General features: G+C 74.3%; 17 protein-coding genes. 7 read left to right on the top strand and 10 right to left on the bottom strand.

Features of this window, described 5'->3' with window-relative positions; all coding sequences use genetic code 11:
* Positions 1-22: 22 nt before the first annotated feature.
* Positions 23-334 (bottom strand): hypothetical protein, encoded by a 312-nt coding sequence (locus tag AC07B0_RS12235; protein WP_478897867.1) that lies wholly within the window; start codon positions 332-334, stop codon positions 23-25.
* A gap of 158 nt (positions 335-492) precedes the next feature.
* On the opposite strand from AC07B0_RS12235, the gene AC07B0_RS12240 reads away from it, so the two are divergent.
* Positions 493-705 (top strand): hypothetical protein, encoded by a 213-nt coding sequence (locus tag AC07B0_RS12240; RefSeq protein ID WP_356882318.1) that lies wholly within the window; start codon positions 493-495, stop codon positions 703-705.
* Between the two features lie 19 nt (positions 706-724).
* On the opposite strand, the gene AC07B0_RS12245 is transcribed toward AC07B0_RS12240, so the two are convergent.
* The 3 genes from AC07B0_RS12245 to AC07B0_RS12255 are packed head-to-tail and all read right to left on the bottom strand — an operon-like array spanning position 725 to position 2,968.
* Complete coding sequence (locus AC07B0_RS12245; RefSeq protein ID WP_478897869.1) at positions 725-1,297, bottom strand: TetR/AcrR family transcriptional regulator; 573 nt, start codon at positions 1,295-1,297, stop codon at positions 725-727.
* 10 nt (positions 1,298-1,307) lie between these two features.
* Entirely contained in the window at positions 1,308-2,765 is a 1,458-nt protein-coding gene (locus AC07B0_RS12250) for an amidase (protein ID WP_478897871.1), read from the bottom strand.
* 5 nt (positions 2,766-2,770) lie between these two features.
* Positions 2,771-2,968, bottom strand: a complete 198-nt coding sequence (locus tag AC07B0_RS12255; RefSeq protein ID WP_478897873.1) for a hypothetical protein — start codon at positions 2,966-2,968, stop codon at positions 2,771-2,773.
* Positions 2,969-3,215: 247 nt separating this feature from the next.
* Between AC07B0_RS12255 and AC07B0_RS12260 the strand changes: the two genes are divergently transcribed.
* Positions 3,216-4,181: an MBL fold metallo-hydrolase gene (locus AC07B0_RS12260; RefSeq protein ID WP_478897874.1), complete on the top strand. Its 966-nt coding sequence runs from the start codon at positions 3,216-3,218 to the stop codon at positions 4,179-4,181.
* 6 nt (positions 4,182-4,187) lie between these two features.
* Here AC07B0_RS12260 and AC07B0_RS12265 read toward each other — a convergent pair whose 3' ends face one another.
* The gene (locus tag AC07B0_RS12265; RefSeq protein ID WP_356882328.1) at positions 4,188-4,388 is read right to left on the bottom strand and encodes a hypothetical protein; all 201 of its coding nucleotides are present in this window, start codon (positions 4,386-4,388) and stop codon (positions 4,188-4,190) included.
* A 117-nt stretch (positions 4,389-4,505) separates the two neighbouring features.
* Between AC07B0_RS12265 and AC07B0_RS12270 the strand changes: the two genes are divergently transcribed.
* Positions 4,506-5,060 carry a GNAT family N-acetyltransferase gene (locus AC07B0_RS12270; RefSeq protein ID WP_469382656.1) on the top strand — a complete coding sequence of 185 codons (555 nt, stop codon included), beginning with the start codon at positions 4,506-4,508 and terminating at the stop codon, positions 5,058-5,060.
* A gap of 10 nt (positions 5,061-5,070) precedes the next feature.
* On the opposite strand, the gene AC07B0_RS12275 is transcribed toward AC07B0_RS12270, so the two are convergent.
* The 4 genes from AC07B0_RS12275 to AC07B0_RS12290 all read right to left on the bottom strand — a co-directional run bounded on the left by AC07B0_RS12275 (position 5,071) and on the right by AC07B0_RS12290 (position 9,039).
* On the bottom strand, positions 5,071-6,153 hold the full coding sequence (locus AC07B0_RS12275) for an MBL fold metallo-hydrolase (protein WP_478897877.1): 1,083 nt from the start codon (positions 6,151-6,153) through the stop codon (positions 5,071-5,073).
* Positions 6,154-6,308: 155 nt separating this feature from the next.
* Positions 6,309-7,313 carry an RNA ligase family protein gene (locus tag AC07B0_RS12280; RefSeq protein ID WP_478897879.1) on the bottom strand — a complete coding sequence of 335 codons (1,005 nt, stop codon included), beginning with the start codon at positions 7,311-7,313 and terminating at the stop codon, positions 6,309-6,311.
* Entirely contained in the window at positions 7,306-8,343 is a 1,038-nt protein-coding gene (locus AC07B0_RS12285) for a hypothetical protein (RefSeq protein WP_478897881.1), read from the bottom strand. Before AC07B0_RS12285 ends, AC07B0_RS12280 begins: the two co-directional genes overlap by 8 nt.
* A 51-nt stretch (positions 8,344-8,394) precedes the next feature.
* On the bottom strand, positions 8,395-9,039 hold the full coding sequence (locus AC07B0_RS12290; protein WP_469382681.1) for a DNA alkylation repair protein: 645 nt from the start codon (positions 9,037-9,039) through the stop codon (positions 8,395-8,397).
* A 249-nt stretch (positions 9,040-9,288) separates the two neighbouring features.
* Here AC07B0_RS12290 and AC07B0_RS12295 point away from each other — a divergent pair, with 249 nt between their 5' ends.
* The 4 genes from AC07B0_RS12295 to AC07B0_RS12310 all read left to right on the top strand — a co-directional run bounded on the left by AC07B0_RS12295 (position 9,289) and on the right by AC07B0_RS12310 (position 15,265).
* Positions 9,289-9,606: a WhiB family transcriptional regulator gene (locus AC07B0_RS12295; protein WP_478897883.1), complete on the top strand. Its 318-nt coding sequence runs from the start codon at positions 9,289-9,291 to the stop codon at positions 9,604-9,606.
* 66 nt (positions 9,607-9,672) lie between these two features.
* Positions 9,673-11,484 carry a thiamine pyrophosphate-requiring protein gene (locus tag AC07B0_RS12300; protein ID WP_469382651.1) on the top strand — a complete coding sequence of 604 codons (1,812 nt, stop codon included), beginning with the start codon at positions 9,673-9,675 and terminating at the stop codon, positions 11,482-11,484.
* Between the two features lie 83 nt (positions 11,485-11,567).
* Positions 11,568-13,694, top strand: a complete 2,127-nt coding sequence (locus tag AC07B0_RS12305; RefSeq protein ID WP_478897885.1) for a DUF4139 domain-containing protein — start codon at positions 11,568-11,570, stop codon at positions 13,692-13,694.
* An 8-nt stretch (positions 13,695-13,702) separates the two neighbouring features.
* Positions 13,703-15,265, top strand: a complete 1,563-nt coding sequence (locus AC07B0_RS12310) for a mucoidy inhibitor MuiA family protein (protein WP_478897887.1) — start codon at positions 13,703-13,705, stop codon at positions 15,263-15,265.
* Positions 15,266-15,305: 40 nt separating this feature from the next.
* Here the strand turns inward: AC07B0_RS12310 and AC07B0_RS12315 are convergent, their stop codons facing one another.
* Positions 15,306-15,734 (bottom strand): Fur family transcriptional regulator, encoded by a 429-nt coding sequence (locus AC07B0_RS12315; RefSeq protein WP_478897891.1) that lies wholly within the window; start codon positions 15,732-15,734, stop codon positions 15,306-15,308.
* Between the last annotated feature and the right edge of the window lie 30 nt (positions 15,735-15,764).

Below are 15,764 nucleotides of genomic sequence, written 5' to 3' on the forward strand. Positions count from 1 at the left end.
GTTCCGGGGCGCCGGTCCTGCGTCACAGGGCCAGCAGGAGCAGGACCAGCGCGGCGGCCGGCAGCAGCATCGCCAGTACGTGACCGACCAGGGTCCGCATCATGCCCAGGACGAGGAACAGCACCAGTCCGGCCGCCAGCCAGCAGCCGAAGACCGAGACCGCGAGCTCCTGGGCCGCCGTCTCCTCCGCCCGGGTGGTGGCCTCGTAGAACGGTCCCCCGCCGATCAGCATCCAGGAAAGCGCACTGCTCAGGAGCAGGTTGCCCACCCCGACGACGACCGCCGCCGACTCGTCCACCCGGCGCCCCCGCCGCCACCACCGCATGTCACTCATGGGGCACGATCCTAACGAGGCGCCGCGGGCGGCTCGGCCGTTCGGGTGGCGGAGCGCCGTGTCGGGCCGCCGGCGCCGGCCGTGTTCGCCCATCCTGGGGCGGGGCGCAGTTCCGCGGTTTCGGTGCTCCCCTCCCCCACGGCGAGAAGGAGCACGGCATGCCGACGGACGCGGTCGGACGTTTCCTCGCGGCTTTGGGCCCGGACCAGCGGGAGGCCGTCACCGGCACGTCGCGCGAGGAGCAGGAGCGGCTCGCGGAAGCCTGGGAGCAGGAGCTCGCGTCGGACGACGAACTCGACACCCTCGACGAACTGTCCCCGCCCGCGGCGGAGGCCGAAGCCGCCCGTCGCGTCATGGACCGTGAACGGTGACACGGCGCCGGGCACCGCGTCAGGACTGGGGCATCAGACGCGTCAGGGCCGTGTCGGACAGGGCGCGGGCGTAGTCGGCGTTGAGCAGGCCCGGGCGGAAGAGGATCCGGTACATCATCGGGGCCACGACGTGGTCGATGACCGCGTCGACGGCCGGTGCCGCTTCCCCCCGCTCGCCCGCGCGGGCGAGGAGGATCTCCACCTGCTCGACGGCGTAGGCGGAGCACTGGCCGGCGTTGTGGCCGTCCGGATCGCCGCCGAGCGCGTCACGGATGTAGTCCCGGCCGGCCGTCGAGGACATCTCCTCCAGGAACTGCACGGCCCAGGCCTCCAGGTCGGCGCGCAGGCTGCCCAGATCGGCGGGCGGCGCTTCGGGGCGGAGCCGCTCCACCGCGACGTCGGAGAGGAGTTCCGTCATGTCGCCCCACCGACGGTAGATCGTCGAGGGAGTGACGCCGGCCCTCTTGGCGACGAGGGGTACGGTCAACGCCGCCCGTCCGAGCTCGGATTCCAGCGTGCGCACGGCTTCGTGGACCGACTGCTGGACACGGGCGCTGCGCCCTCCTGGACGGGGTCTCGGCTGGGGGGTCATGTCGGTCACCTTAATGCCGGGGATCCGCTTGCGGCGTCGCGTCCGGGCTGCCCGGGGCGGGCGCTCCGGACGGGCGGAACGGGTACGGGGCGAGCGGCGCGGGGCCGCGCAGCCGCTCGTGGGCTTCGCCGACGCGCAGGACGGTCGCTTCGTCCAGCGGGCGGCCGATCAGCTGGAGTCCGACGGGCAGACCGGCGGTGTCGAAGCCGGCCGGCACGGACAGTGCGGGCAGCCCGGTGATGTTGGCGGGAGCCGAGAGGCGGACGTAGGCGTCGGAGACGGTCTCGACCGTCCCGTCCGCCCACCGGAAGGTTTCCTGGTCGCGCCGGGCCGCCGTGGCCGGGACGGTGGGAGCGGCCACGACGTCGACCTCGCGCAGGAGCTCGTTCCATCCGTCGCGCATGAGGGTGCGGACGCGCTGGGCGCGCAGGTAGTCCGTGGCGGGGACGAGGGCGCCCGCTTCCAGCAGGACCCGTACGTCCGGGCCGTACAGCTCGGGCGTGGTGTGCAGGTGCTGTTCGTGGTAGGCGGTGGCCTCGGGAACCATCAGGCCCCACTGGGTGGCCCGGACGTACTCGCCCATCGGGATCTCCACGTCCACCAGACGGGCGCCGAGGTCCGCGAGGTCCGCGATGGCCTCGCGGACCGCCGCTTCCACCTGTGGGTCCACGTGGTCGAAGTAGTAGGTGGCCGGGACGCCGATGCGCACGCCGGCCAGGCCCTCGTCGGGGCGCGAGGCGTACGCCGCGTACGGGTGGCCGGGGCCGGCGGCTTCGCCGGGGTGTCGTCCGACGAGGGCGTCGAGGACGAGGCCGGCGTCCCGTACGGTCCGGGTGATGGGGCCGACGTGGTCGAGGGACCAGGACAGCGAGGCGATCCCGTCTCGGGGCACGAGCCCGTAGGTGGGCTTGAGCCCGACCACGCCGGTCAGCGCGGAGGGGACCCGGATCGAGCCGCCGGTGTCCGTGCCCAGCGAGTACGTCGCCGTCCCTGAGGCCACGGCGGCGGCCGATCCTCCGCTGGACCCGCCGGGCACGTGGTCCAGGTGCCAGGGGTTCCGGGTCTGGGGGGTCGTGAGGCCGTAGGCGAACTCGTGGGTGTGGGCCTTGCCCACCAGGACGGCGCCGGCCTCCTTCAACCGGGCGGCCACGGCGCTGTCCGCGGCGGGCGTCCGGCCGGCCCGGACCGCGGAGCCGGACGCGGTCCGCGTGCCGGCGGTGTCGATGAGGTCCTTCAACGCCATGGGGACGCCGTGCAACGGGCCCCGGCGGCGGCCGGCGGCGATGTCCCGGGCCGCTTCGGCGGCCTGGGCCCGCGCGGCCCCGGCGACCACGGTCACGTAGGCGCTGACGTCGGCGTCGACGGCTTCGATGCGCGCCAGGACGGAATCGGTCAGCTCGACCGGCGAGAGACGCCGGTCCTCGATGGCCGCTGACGCCTCGGCGAGGGACAGCTCGTAGGGCTCCATCGCCTTCACCGCCCCTGGGAGCCGGCGTGGTAGACGGAGGCGGGCGGGGTCTCCCCCAGGTCGATCTCTCGCAGCCGGCTGATGACGGTGAGGACGTGGCGCGCCGTTCCGGCGACGGCGGCGTGCCGGTCTTCTCCGAGGGAGAGTCCGGCGCGCATCGCGGACTCGGCGGCCGCTTCGGGCGACAGCGGGGGAACAGACATGACCGAAGTCCTTTCCGGGCAGCGGCACTCGGGTGCCGCCTCGGTCCCGCACAAGGGAGCGGGAGCCGCCCAAAAGCTAAATATTTGCGTGAGGGGCAGAGTAGGGGGAGTACGCCACTAACGCAAACTCTGAGCCTTAGTCGTTCGAGAATCGTCCCGCCGCTGGCCTAAAGCTCATTCATTGCGTTAGCCGGGCGGGCGGGGTAGCGTAAAAGCAACATCTCAGCGTTAAGGAGGAGGCGAGCTCATGACCTCGGACCCGACTGCCCTCGCAGCGCCGCTCCACACCCCCGCGTGGACCGTGGGGGGCGTCACCGTCCACCGCATCGACGAGGTGGAACTGCCCCCACAGACCGGACCTTGGCTCCTGCCCCGGGCGACACCCGACGTCGTGGCCGAATTCCCCTGGCTGCAACCAGACTTCGCGGGATCCGACCGGGTGCTCCGCCTGGCGAGCCACACGTTCGCGATCGAGGCGGACGGACTGCGGATCCTCGTCGACACGGGCATCGGGAACGGAAAGGAGCGCGCCAACCCAGCCTGGCACCGGCTCCGCACCGACTACCTGGACCGTCTGGAGCGGGCCGGCTTCTCCCCCGAGACCGTCGACGTCGTCATCCTGACGCACCTGCACACCGACCACGTCGGCTGGAACACCCGCTCCCACGCGGGTACCTGGGTCCCCACCTTCCCCAACGCCCGCTACCTCGTGAGCCGCGCCGAATGGGACTACTGGGCGGCCGTGGACATGGACGGGCCCCGGCACCAGATGTTCCGCGACTCCGTCTACCCCGTCGCCGACCACGGACTCCTCGACCTCGTCGAGGTACCCGCCGGCGGACTGGTCGTCGCCCCCGGCGTCACCCTCGTACCGGTTCCCGGCCACACACCCGGACAAGTCGCCGTACGGCTGGACAGCCGGGGCAGCTCGGCCCTGATCACCGGCGACTGCATCCACCACCCCGTCCAGCTCGCCGCGCCCGGCATCCACAGCCACGTCGACGTCGATCCCGCGCGGGCCGAGGCCACCCGTCGCGACCTCCTCTCGGACCTCGCGGGCACGGACACCCTCCTGCTCGGCAGCCACTTCCCCCCGCCGACGGCAGGGCTCGTCCGCGCGCACGGCGCCGCCTACCGTCTGCACCCCGTCCCCGCCCGCCCCGGCCGCCCGAGGGCCACCGCCACGCCCACGGGCGGCCAGGCACCGGCTTGAGTGAGGTCAGAACTCGTCTTCGCGCATCTCGTCCTCGCCGCGCTCGCGCCGCATCTCCTCCCGGCGGCGCTGCGCGAGCTCCTCCGGGCTCACCGACCTCTCCGCGCGGGTACCGGGGTGAACGGGATCCTGACTCATGGCACCGGAGCGGTCCTGCTGCTCCCGGCCCTGCCCCGCTTCCTGGCGCTCGTCCTGCCTACCGTCCATGTCTGCCACTCCTCCATGACGTGCTCACCGAGGCTTCCTCCCCCCCACACTGACACGAACGGCGCATCGGCACCCCCACGCCCGACAGCGGAACAGCACTGCATAAGGTCACGGTTCGTGACGAAGACCGGTCTCGCCCGGAACGACGAGGCGCTCCTGAACCGGGACGACTCCACGGCCACCGACGCAGCACCCACGACCACAGGAGTGACCCGCATGTCCCAGATCACCGTCCGCGCCGCCCGGCCCGAGGACTTCCCCCAGTGGCGAGCCCTCTACCGCGGGTACGCGGACTTCTACCGCGTGGAGCAGACGGAGGAGGCGGCCGAGACGGTGTGGGGGTGGGTCAACGACCCCGCCCACGAGGTCGACGCGCTCGTCGCCGAGGACGCCGACGGCCGGCTCCTCGGCCTGGCCCACTACCGTCCGTACGCCCGGCCGCTCTCGGCGACGGTCGGCGGCTTCCTCGACGACCTGTTCGTGGCGCCGGAGCACCGCGGTTCGGGCGCCGTCGACCTGCTGCTCGGCGCGCTGCGCGAGATCGCCGCGGAGCGCGGCTGGAGCGTGGTCCGGTGGATCACCGCCGACGACAACCACCGGGCGAGGTCGAAGTACGACCAGGTGGCCACGCGCACCATGTGGGTCACCTACGACATGGCACCCGGCCGCTGATCCCCGCGGCTCAGCCGGCTCCCGCGCCAGGGCCGGGGGGTACGGGGGCCGGCGCGGGGTTGCGGAGCGTGGGCCGGGACCAGGGCGCGTCTGCGCCGCCGGACTCCGGCCGCAGCCCGAGCTCGCGGAGCTGGTTGACCGCCGTCATGGCGACGAACAGGGCGTTCGGGTTGGCGCCGCCGGTCCCTCGGGCGGCCATGGCTTCCGCGTAGCGGGTGGTGAACGTGCTCGGCCGGACGTGAAGGGCCTCACCGGTCAGCCCGAGCGCCGCCTCGTGCAGGGCGGTGGCCTGCTCCAGCAGGCCGTCCAGGTAGGACACCGCGTCAGCGCCACGGCGCACGGCGAAGGTGTGCCCGTCGGTGAGGAGTGCGGCCCGTCCCTGCTCGAAGAGGAGGGAGGCGGCGCCGAGCACGGTCTGGATCTTGAGCTGGTCGGCGTCGGCCATCGCACCGCAGGGCCCGTTGCCCTCGTCGGACAGGTGGAGGACACCGCAGTCCCGCAGGTGCACGATCACGTGCCCGGCGCAGTGTCCCTGGCTGCGCAGTACGCGGACCGCGCCGTCGGCGAAGGTCCAGCCGGAGAACCGGAGGGGGCCGAACCTGATCTGCTCCAGCGGCCGCTCCTCGTAGGTGCGGGTCGTCGCGCCGAAGGGGCGCATCGGCTGGAAGAGCGACACCAGCCTGTCGGCGGTGGGCGCGGGCGGCGCCAGCAGCGGCGCCGACCCGGCGACGCGTTCGAAGGACCGCACCCAGTACGTCGCCGGGTCCCGCATCTGGTCGACGTCACGGGCGGGGACGTAGTGCTCGACCGGCACGCCCAGCTCGTCGGCCAGGTCGTTGTTGCCGACGTGGTCGAGATGGCCGTGGGTGGTCAGCAGCAGGGCCCGGGACCAGGGCCCGACCCGGTCGGCCGCCGCCCGCAGCGCCGCGCGGAAGGGCGCCGTGACTCCGGTGTCGACCAACACCAGGGTGTCGCCGGTCCGGTGCACGAGGGCGTTGGCGACGTCGGGCTGACCGTGCTCGACGTCCAGTTCCTGCCCGAGGACCAGTACGGTCCTGTCGTCGATCTCGATCAGGTCGCCGAGCGCGGTCATGCTTCCTCCCGCGGTCCCGTCCGGTGCGGCTCGCCGCGGAGCCCTGGCTGCGAGCGTACGCCGACCCGGGCGGGGTGTCCTCGGGAACGAACCGCCCCCGGTCGTGGCCGGCCCTTCAGGTACCTGTCCGAACACCGGACCCGCTCCGGCCGTGCTCACCGCCGTGGTCGGCGGTCGGCCGCGTCGTACTGCGCCAGGGTGAGGGCCGCGGGGCGCAAGGACCCTTCCAGGGCCCGGAGGAGGGTGTCGTCGAGGCCGCCCAGGGCTTCGGCGCTCTCCTCGACCGCGTCCCGGACCACTTCGGCGGCGACCTCTCCGGGCGGCGCGTGGGGTCCCAGCTTGCTGACGGCTGCCGCCGCGCGGGCCGGCGTGAGCAGCTCGGTGGCCCGGGCGAGGAGCCAGCCGGGGACGCCCGCGGCGCCTTCGGCGGGTGCCAGGTAGGGGCGCGCGCCGTCGAAGCGTTCGTCCTCGGCGAAGGAGGGGTGCTTGACCTTGGCCACGGGGCGGGTGGTCGGCCACCACTCCTCGGCGGGCTTGATGACGAGCCCTTCCGCGAGGTTGCCGGGCAGCTCGGGCAGGCCCAGCAGGGCCGGTACCCGGGTCGGGAACACCGGCGTCCGCTCCTGGACCCGGGCGAGCGTCCCGCGGGCGATCAGCGGGGCGCAGTACAGGCCCGCGGCGGCCGCCGCCTCGCGCAGTGCCCGGTCGGCGACCCAGCGGACGGAGTCACCGGTTCCGATCGTCGCGTCGAACGGCAGCCAGAGCAGGTGCGGCGCGTACCAGACGCCCGTCTGCACCGGGTCCGTACGCGGTGCGGGCGGCACGTCCGGGTGCGGATAGCGGCCGCCGGCCAGTTCGCCGTAGAGCGTGACCGGTTCGGAGGCGTCCGTTTCGAGGCCGCGGCGCAGGGCCGCCGCGCAGCGGGCCGCCGCGACGGCGAGGGCCGGCCAGATCCGCCCCACGCCGAAGAACTCGTCGAGGCCGCTCTCGTCGAGCAGTTCGCGGCGTTTGGCCGGGTGGACGCCGGTGCGGTCGCAGACGAGGGCGAAGTTGGCGCCGTGGACCTTCTCCAGCGCGACCCATTCACGGGCCGCCCGCCCCTCGCCCAGCCGGGTTCGGGACGGGATCTTGGGGTACGGCGTCCAGCGGGTGTCAGGCATGCGGACCGTCCTGCTGGTGCGGTTCGGGCCGGTGGCCCTCGGGGTGTCCCCGGGTGAGGCGCAGGGTGTGCGCGGCCGCGTTGCGGATGGCGCGGGCACCGGGCGATGCCGCTCGTGTGCTCAGTTCGCGCAGGATCGGGCGCGGGGTCCGCGGGTTCGCGGCCAGCAGGACGAGGACGTCCGCGAGTCCGGTCGCGGCGAGCTCGGCGGCGGCCTCGGCGTCCAGGGACGCGCTGGCGGCCTCCCGGCGCTGTTCCCGGCGCCGGAGGGCGTCGGAAACCCGCGGGTCGGCCGACTCCCGGGCACGGGCCGCGATCAGCTCGCCGCGTACCGGGTCCGGGACGCTCGACTCCAGGAGGAGGGCGAGTACGTGGGCGTCCGGGTGCCGGTCGAGGAACCGCGCCAGCCGGCCGGCGTCGCCGCTCGGCGCGGTCGCCAGGTACCGGGCGTGGAACCCGGCCGCCTCCCGGCCGGTGTCCCCCGCTGCCGCCGCGGCGGTGAGCGCGTCCTCGTACGCGGTCAGTTTGAGTGCCGGGTCCGGATCGATCTCGGCGAGGGCCCTCAGCAGCCAGCCACGGGAAACGCCGCCGTACTGGCGGACGAAGGCGGCGAACTCGTCCGGCGGGACGGCGGGATCGCGGTAGAGCTCCAGCCCCAGCGTCAGGACCGCCTCCGGGTACCGGTGGACCTCACACATCCGCACCAGCAGCCCGCGGGGCCCGGCACGGTGCCCCAACGCGTCGGTGAGCACGCCCCGGTCGCACAGTTCGAGGAGGTACTCCCCGGAGATGTCCGGGTGGTGGACGAACCCCCGCCCGAGCTCCTCGTGGCCTTCACGGACCACCGTCTCGACGATCTCGCGGAGCTGCGCGGCGGACGCCCGCGCCACGGCCGCCGCACGGTCGAGCGCGTTCGTCAGTGCGGCGGTGTGGTCCTGGGCCTCCAGGGCCCAGTACAGACCGTGGCGCCAGGCCGGCCGCAGCATCCCGGCGGCCAGCGTCGCCGGATCCACGTCGTCTTCGGTGATCACCGTGGCGACGATAGCGGCTGTGCTCCCGGCGGGGCGCGGGCATTGTTCTCGTCAGTCGTCCTGCCGCCGGCGGACCATCTCGGTGATCCAGGCGGGCGCGAACGGAGACGTGCAGCCCGGGGAGGTCGGGTAGTCTTTGAGGACCTCCAGCCGCTCGCCGATGGCGAGCGCCCGGGTGCGGTACTCGGCGTGCTCGATCCCGATCTGAGCCAGGCAGTGGTTCATCGCCCACTGCAGGCGGTCCGGGGCGTCCTTCATCTCCGCCTCGATGACGTCGAGCAGCCCCGCGAGGTCGAGGCCCTCGGGCCTCTTCGCCACGCGTTCGGTGGTCAGGGCCCAGCCGGCGCTCGCGACCACGGGATCCGGATCGGCGGACCAGGCCAGGCGCAGCTCTTCGGAGTGCGGGTTCTTCTTCACCACGTAGTTCACGAGCCAGTCGTGCACCTTGGGGGCGCGCGCCCCGCGCAGCATGCCGTCCAGCTCGTCCCGTCCGAACGCCTTCGGGCGGCAGATCAGGAGGGCCAGCAGCCGGGCGGCGGTGTCGTCCGTCTCCCAGAGCCGGCGGGCGAGTTCCTGCTGCGTCTTCAGCCGCTTGGCGACCGCGCGCAGCTTGCCGAGGTTCACGCCGTGATCGTCACCGTGCCGCTCGTTCACCGCGCGTGCCTTCGGGTCCTGGAGCGCGGCGAGCTCGGCCATCACCTCGGCCACCGTCGTCCCGGTCAGCGTCGTCCCGGCCACTTCCGCCTCCTGTACGTCGTATGCGGGATTCAGCCTACGACGGAATTCGGCCACCTCCGGAGCGGAGGCCGGGGGTACAGGGGGGTGCCGTTCTCCCTCGACGCCTGCGCGCCCGGTGTTTCGGGAACGCCGAACGGGTCAGACGAGGGACGGGCGGGCGCTCGCGCCCGCTCCGAAGGGCCCGATCCGATCCGAAGGGAGCCCGAGGTGGGGGACGTTTCCCGTCCGGAAGGCCGTGCGGCCGGCCATCGGCCGTGGCAGGAGGAGGCCGAGTGCCTCCGGCTCGGCTCGCGCCTGCTCTTCCGCCCCGCCCGGGAACGCGACGGGTCACCGGGGCGCCGCGCTGCCGGAGCTGCCGCTGCCGCGAAGGACGTGTGCGCGCTGTGCCCGGTACAGCCGGAATGCCTGCGGCACGCGCTGCGCGTGGGCGAGCCGTACGGAGTGTGGGGCGGGCTCGACGAGGGGGAACGGCGCCGCCTCGTCGCCGCGCGGGCGGAACGCCCCGCCCTGCCGTCCAGCGCCTGACGGACCCGGCGCCCGCACGCGGCCCACGCCGCCGGGCCGCCCCAGACGAGTACGAGGAGTACCGCCATGTCGACCAAGGTTTCCGATTTCGTACTGGAACGCCTCCGCGCGTGGGACGTGGAGCACGTCTTCGCGTATCCCGGTGACGGGATCAACGGCCTGCTGGCCGCGTGGGGCCGCGCGGAGAACCGGCCGCGGTTCGTCCAGGCCCGGCACGAGGAGATGGCGGCCTTCCAGGCGGTCGGGTACGCCAAGTTCTCCGGCCGGGTCGGCGTCTGCGCGGCCACTTCCGGGCCCGGGGCCATCCACCTGCTGAACGGCCTGTACGACGCGAAGCTCGACCACGTGCCGGTCGTGGCCATCGTGGGCCAGACCGACCGGAGCGCGATGGGCGGCTCCTACCAGCAGGAAGTCGACCTGGCGAGCCTGTACAAGGACGTGGCCTCCGCGTTCTGCGAGACGGTCACCGTCCCCGAGCAGCTGCCGAACGTGATCGACCGGGCGATGCGCACGGCCCTCGCCCAGCGGACCGTCACGGCGGTCATCCTCCCCGCCGACGTGCAGGAGCTCGACTACGTGCCGCCGGCCCACGCCTTCAAGATGGTGCCTTCGAGCCTCGGCATGTCCGCCTACGCACCCGTCCCCGCTCCGGCGGACGTCGAACGGGCCGCCGAGGTGCTCAACGCGGGCGAGAAGGTCGCGATCCTCATCGGCCAGGGCGCCCGGGGCGCCCGGCCCCAAGTGGAGGAGCTGGCACAGGTGCTGGGCGCCGGGGTGGCGAAGGCGCTGCTCGGCAAGGACGCCCTGCCGGACGACCTGCCGTACGTCACGGGGTCGATCGGGCTGCTGGGCACCCGGCCCTCGTACGAGATGATGCGGGACTGCGACACCCTGCTCGTGGTCGGCTCCGGCTTCCCCTACTCCCAGTTCCTGCCCGCCTTCGACCAGGCCCGCGCCGTACAGATCGACATCGATCCGTTCATGGTCGGACTGCGCTACCCGTTCGAGGTGAACCTGGTCGGGGACGCGGCGCGGACCCTCGACGCGCTGCTGCCCCTGCTGAAGCGGAAGAAGCACGGGTCCTGGCGCAAGAAGATCGAGAAGGACACGGCCCGCTGGTGGACGGTCATGGAACGGCGCGCCGGCGTGGCGGCCGACCCGGTCAACCCGGAGCACGTCGTGCACTCCCTCGACGCCCTGCTGCCCGACGACGTGATGCTCGCCGCCGACTCCGGATCGGCCGCCAACTGGTACGCCCGGCACCTGCGGCTGCGGGGATCCATGCGCGGCTCGCTGTCCGGGACGCTGGCCACGATGGGGCCGGGGGTTCCGTACCTCATCGGTGCGAAGTTCGCCCGTCCCGAGCGGCCCGCGATCGCGATCGTCGGGGACGGCGCGATGCAGATGAACGGCATGGCCGAACTCGTCACCGCCGCCAAGTACTGGCAGGACTGGGAGGATCCCCGGCTGGTGGTCGCGGTCCTCAACAACGGTGACCTCAACCAGGTCACCTGGGAGATGCGCGCGCTGAACGGCGCACCGCAGTTCCTTCCCTCCCAGTCCCTTCCCGACCTGCCCTACGCGGACTTCGCCCGCCTGATCGGCCTCGACGGCGTGCGCGTGGAGAAGCCGGCCGACGTCGAACCCGCCTGGCGTCAGGCGCTGGCCGCCGACCGGCCGTTCGTCATCGACTTCCGTACGGACCCCGCCGTCCCGCCCGTTCCGCCGCACGCCGACCTCGACCAGATCGAGGCGACGGCCTCCGCGATCCTCAAGGGGGACAGCGACCGGACCGGCATGGTGCGGCAGGGAATCAAGTCGAAGATCCAGGAGTTCCTGCCCGGTCACCGCCGCGACCGGGCCCCGGGCGGCAGCTGACCCCGCTGTCGGGCCTCGGCGGCCGCGCACCGGCCGCTCGGGCGTAGGCTTCGCTCAGCACGGACGCGACGGGGGCGGAGCGCATGACGACGGAGACGGCACAGCGGTGGGGGGCGACCCTCGATTCGGTCGTGGTGTACGCGCGGGGAGCGGTCTGCCGCCGCCTGGCGCGGGGCCGGGTTCCGGCCGACGGCCGGGTGCGGGTGGCGGGACTGCCCCGCTCGCTGGACCCGGGCTCGCTGCGGGCCCGCGTCCTGGACGCTCCCGGGGTGCGCGTCACCGAGGCCCGGGTGGAGGTCGAAGCCGCACCGCTCGCTACGGGCACGCCCGAAGGGCTGCGGCGCGAGGTCGAGCGGCTGCGCGACGCGCACGGGGCGGCGCAGGGGCGCCGGGACCGACAGCTGAGCCTGATCGAAGAGGTCGGGGCCCTGCGCCCGGTCGCGCCTCCGCGCAGGCGCGACGACCCGCACCGCCGCACCCCGGTCGACGCGTGGCTGGAACTCGCCGATTTCGTCGACGAACGGCTGACGAGGCTGCACGCCCGCCTCGTCGAGCTGGAGGAGGCGCTGCGCGTCGCCGAGCACGAACTCGCCGTCGCCGCCGACCGGCTCGCCCGCGCCTCCACCGACGCGCCGTCAGCGCACGTGGAGACCACGGTGTGCGCGGTCCTCACCCTCGACACCGCCGGCGGCGGTACCGGTGACGCCGAGGTGGACCTGGAACTGGAGTACGCGGTGCCGGGCGCCGTCTGGGTGCCGGCCTACCGGCTCTCCTACCGTCAGGGCGACGGCGGCGGTCGCCTGGTGCTGCGCGCCTCGGTCGCCCAGCGGACCGGCGAGGACTGGAGCGGCGTACGCATCGCACTGGCCACCGCGGACCTGCGGCGCCGCACCGACCTGCCGAGGCTCCGCTCGATGCGCATCGGGCGCCGTCAGGCCGCCCCCGCGCCCTCCGGCTGGCGCGAGCCCCCGGCGGGACTCGCCGACCTGTTCGCCGGGTACCAGGGGGCCGGCCCCCGCCCCGCCCGCCCCGCCGGCGCCGGCGCGCCCGTGGCCGTGGCGGCCCGCCCCGCTCCGGTGGCTCCCGCAGCCGGTCCCGTACCGCCGCCACCGCCGCCTCCCCCGCCGTCGGCGCCGCAGGGCTACGGCGGTCCGCCGGCCGCGTTCGCGGCGCCCGCGGGTACGGGCGGCTCCTCCGAGACCTTGGCCGGCGGGATGCCCCGCCTCGCGCAGCCGGACGGCGCCGTGCCACCGCCCGCCAGGGCGCGCAGGGGTGCCCCCTCCTTCGCCGGGGCCCCCGCCGCCCCGGCACCTGCCGCTCCGGCGGCTCCCGGTGGTGTGCCCGCGCCGCCTCCTCCGGCACCGGTGCCCGGTCCGCCGCAGCCGAGCGGCGCCGAGCTCGACTACGCCTCCCTCGTCCTGTCCGGCCCCGCCGAGCAGTCCGGTCGCAGGGGCCGGCTGTTCCCCGGTGCCCCCCTCGACCCGGTGGCGGCCGAACACCGCCGCCGTGCCGAAGCGGTGGCGGCGCTGCCGCTGCCCGCGCAGGCCGTACGGCCCCGCGAGTCGGCGGGTTCCTTCGACCACCGCTTCGACGCCGCGGCCCGCGCCGACGTTCCGTCGGACGGTACCTGGCACACCGTCACCGTCGCCGAGATCCCGGTCGGCCTGCGCACCGAGTACCTCAGCGTGCCGGCCGTGGAGCCGACCGTGTACGCGACGTTGGTGCTGTCCAACGCCACGGACCAGGCCCTGCTGGCCGGCCCGGTGGAGGTCTCCGTCGACGGCGACTTCCTGCTGACCACCGCACTGCCCACGCTCGCGCCCGGCGGTGTCCGCCGGGTGGGACTCGGACCGGCCGAGGGCATCCGGGTGACCCGCCGGACGAACCTGCACGAGTCGACGTCGGGGCTCCGCAACAACACCACGGTCCTCGACCACCGCGTTCACGTGGAGCTGGCCAACGGGCTCGCGAGGCCCGTCACCGTCGAGGTCCGCGAGCGGGTACCGGTCACCTCCGAACCGGACGTCCGGATCGAGGAACGGGCCGACTGGACGGCGCCCGAGCACGGCGTCGGGCCCGAGCATCACGCCCCGGGCACCCGGGTCTGGCGGCTCGACCTGCCCGCAGGCGCCACCACCGCCCTCGACGGCGGCTACGAGATCCGCATCCCGGCCGGCAAGGCCCTCGCCGGCGGCAACCGCAGGAGCTGACGCACCCCATGTCCACGGCCCCGAAGCCGATCGCCCTCCCCGTCACCGCCGTGACCTGCCTGGAGGACCGCGCCCACGTCGAGCGCGCCGTCGTGCTCGACCTGGAGGCGGGGGTCCAGCGGCTGCGCCTCGGCCCGGTCAGCGCGCTGGCCGTGGACCGGACCCTCCATGCCGAGCTGACCGCCGGATTCCCCGCGAGCGTCCTCGACGTGCGGATCGTCCGCAGCTGGACCCCCCGCGGTCCGCTGCCGTCCCCCGACGAGGACTCCGCCCTGCGGCAGCGCGTACGCGCCCTGGAGGAGGAGCGGCTGGACCTGGGGCAGCGGCGCGACCGGCTGCGTACCCGCCTCGACCTGCTCGGCGTCCTCACCACCGATCTCCTGCGGGACATCGGCGAGGGCGCCGGCCGCGGGGAGACCGAAGGGCCCCGCTGGTCCCGCGAACTGGACCGGCTGGACGGCGAGCGGGACGCGTACGGGGAGCGACTGCGCGCCGTGGACGCCCGGCTGGCCACCCTCGGCACCGAACTGGCGGCGGCGCAGCGGGCCATGCGCGTCTCCGAGGAAGAACCCGCCGAACTGGTCGGGCACGTCGAGCTGACCGTGGAGGCGGCGGCCGCCGGGCCGGTGGAGCTGCGCCTGAGCCACCTCACCCCCTGCGCGCTGTGGCGGCCCGCCTACCGGGCGGTCCTCGACGGGGACTCCCTGACGCTGGAGACCGACGCGGTGGTCTGGCAGCGCACCGGTGAGGACTGGTCGGACGTACGGCTGACGCTGTCCACCGCCCGCTCGGCGCTGGCGACCGATCCGCCACGGCTGGACGAGGACCGGCTGACGCTCAGGGACCGCTCGGCGGCCGAGCGCCGCACGGTCGACGTGGAGCTGCGCGAGGAGGAGATCGGGGTCCTCGGCCCGGCTCCGGTGCTCGGCCTGCCCGGGGTGGACGACGGCGGCGAGACGCGGGTGCTGCACTCCCCCGCGCCGGTCTCGGTGCGCGGGGACGGCCGCGCCCACCGCGTGCCGCTCTCCGTCTTCACCACGGCCGCGGTCAGCGAGTACGCATGTTCGCCCGAGGTGTCGCCGCTGGTCACCCAGGTGGTGCGGTTCGACAACGCGGCCGGCCACGCACTGCTCGCCGGGCCCGTGGACCTGGTGCGCGGCAGCGGATTCAGCGGCCGCGGGACCCTGGACTTCACCGCGCCCGGCACCCCCGTCGAGCTCGCGTTCGGCAGCTGCGACGACCACGGGGTGGTCCGGCACGCCGAGGAGTCCCGCGACACCACCGGGATCATGCAGCGGACCGTGGTCACCCGTACCGTCCGGCTGCACCTGTCCCGGTTCTCCGCCCCCGGGGAGCTCGGAGACCGGGTGGTCGTCCTGCGGGAGCGGATCCCGGTCTCCGAGGTGTCGGCGGTGGAGGTGCGCCTGCGGAAGGACGCCTGCTCCCCGGCGCCGGAGGTGGTCGACGCCGACGGCATCGCCCGCTGGGACGTCGGTCTCCCGCCCGGCGGCCACCGTACGGTCACCCTGGTCTACGAGGTGTCGGCGAGCGCCAAGGTCGCCGGGATCTGAGCCTCCGGGGCCCCGGGCCCGGTGGGCGGTCCGCCGTACGTCACGCCTGCGGCGGGCCGGTGAGGCAGGAGGGGCACAGCCCGCGGTAGGTCACCTCGGCCCCGGACACCGTGAAGCCGAACCGCTCCTGCGGGGGGAGGCCGGCCAGTGGATCGCCGGTCATGTGGACGTCGCGGATGATGCCGCAGCCGGAGCACACCAGGTGCTGGTGGGGGTGGTGCGCGTTGGGGTCGTACCGCTTGGCCCGGCCGTCGGTGGAGACCTCCGCGACCTCGCCGAGGGACACCAGTTCGCCCAGGGTGTTGTAGACGGTCGCCCGGGCGATCTCGGGCAGCCGCAGGACCGCGCGGGCGTGCACTTCGTCGGCCGTGAGGTGGACGTGGTCGCCGTCGAGGACCTCCGCGACGACACGCCGCTGGGAGGTCATCCGCCAGCCACGTCCTTTCAGCCGCTCCAGCAGGTCGCTCATGTGCGCTCACCCGTTCAGGCTCGTCGGGAC

The organism is Streptomyces sp. NPDC044704 (assembly GCF_056433525.1).

Bases quoted from the DNA above. Each gene is read 5' to 3' on its own strand.
- AC07B0_RS12265 (WP_356882328.1), bottom strand. From the start codon at position 4,388: ATGGACGGTAGGCAGGACGAGCGCCAGGAAGCGGGGCAGGGCCGGGAG.
- AC07B0_RS12250 (WP_478897871.1), bottom strand. From the start codon at position 2,765: ATGGAGCCCTACGAGCTGTCCCTCGCCGAGGCGTCAGCGGCCATCGAG.
- AC07B0_RS12235 (WP_478897867.1), bottom strand. From the start codon at position 334: ATGAGTGACATGCGGTGGTGGCGGCGGGGGCGCCGGGTGGACGAGTCG.
- AC07B0_RS12275 (WP_478897877.1), bottom strand. From the start codon at position 6,153: ATGACCGCGCTCGGCGACCTGATCGAGATCGACGACAGGACCGTACTG.
- AC07B0_RS12280 (WP_478897879.1), bottom strand. From the start codon at position 7,313: ATGCCTGACACCCGCTGGACGCCGTACCCCAAGATCCCGTCCCGAACC.
- AC07B0_RS12260 (WP_478897874.1), top strand. From the start codon at position 3,216: ATGACCTCGGACCCGACTGCCCTCGCAGCGCCGCTCCACACCCCCGCG.
- AC07B0_RS12315 (WP_478897891.1), bottom strand. From the start codon at position 15,734: ATGAGCGACCTGCTGGAGCGGCTGAAAGGACGTGGCTGGCGGATGACC.
- AC07B0_RS12300 (WP_469382651.1), top strand. From the start codon at position 9,673: ATGTCGACCAAGGTTTCCGATTTCGTACTGGAACGCCTCCGCGCGTGG.
- AC07B0_RS12245 (WP_478897869.1), bottom strand. From the start codon at position 1,297: ATGACCCCCCAGCCGAGACCCCGTCCAGGAGGGCGCAGCGCCCGTGTC.
- AC07B0_RS12310 (WP_478897887.1), top strand. From the start codon at position 13,703: ATGTCCACGGCCCCGAAGCCGATCGCCCTCCCCGTCACCGCCGTGACC.
- AC07B0_RS12255 (WP_478897873.1), bottom strand. From the start codon at position 2,968: ATGTCTGTTCCCCCGCTGTCGCCCGAAGCGGCCGCCGAGTCCGCGATG.
- AC07B0_RS12290 (WP_469382681.1), bottom strand. From the start codon at position 9,039: ATGGCCGAGCTCGCCGCGCTCCAGGACCCGAAGGCACGCGCGGTGAAC.
- AC07B0_RS12240 (WP_356882318.1), top strand. From the start codon at position 493: ATGCCGACGGACGCGGTCGGACGTTTCCTCGCGGCTTTGGGCCCGGAC.
- AC07B0_RS12305 (WP_478897885.1), top strand. From the start codon at position 11,568: ATGACGACGGAGACGGCACAGCGGTGGGGGGCGACCCTCGATTCGGTC.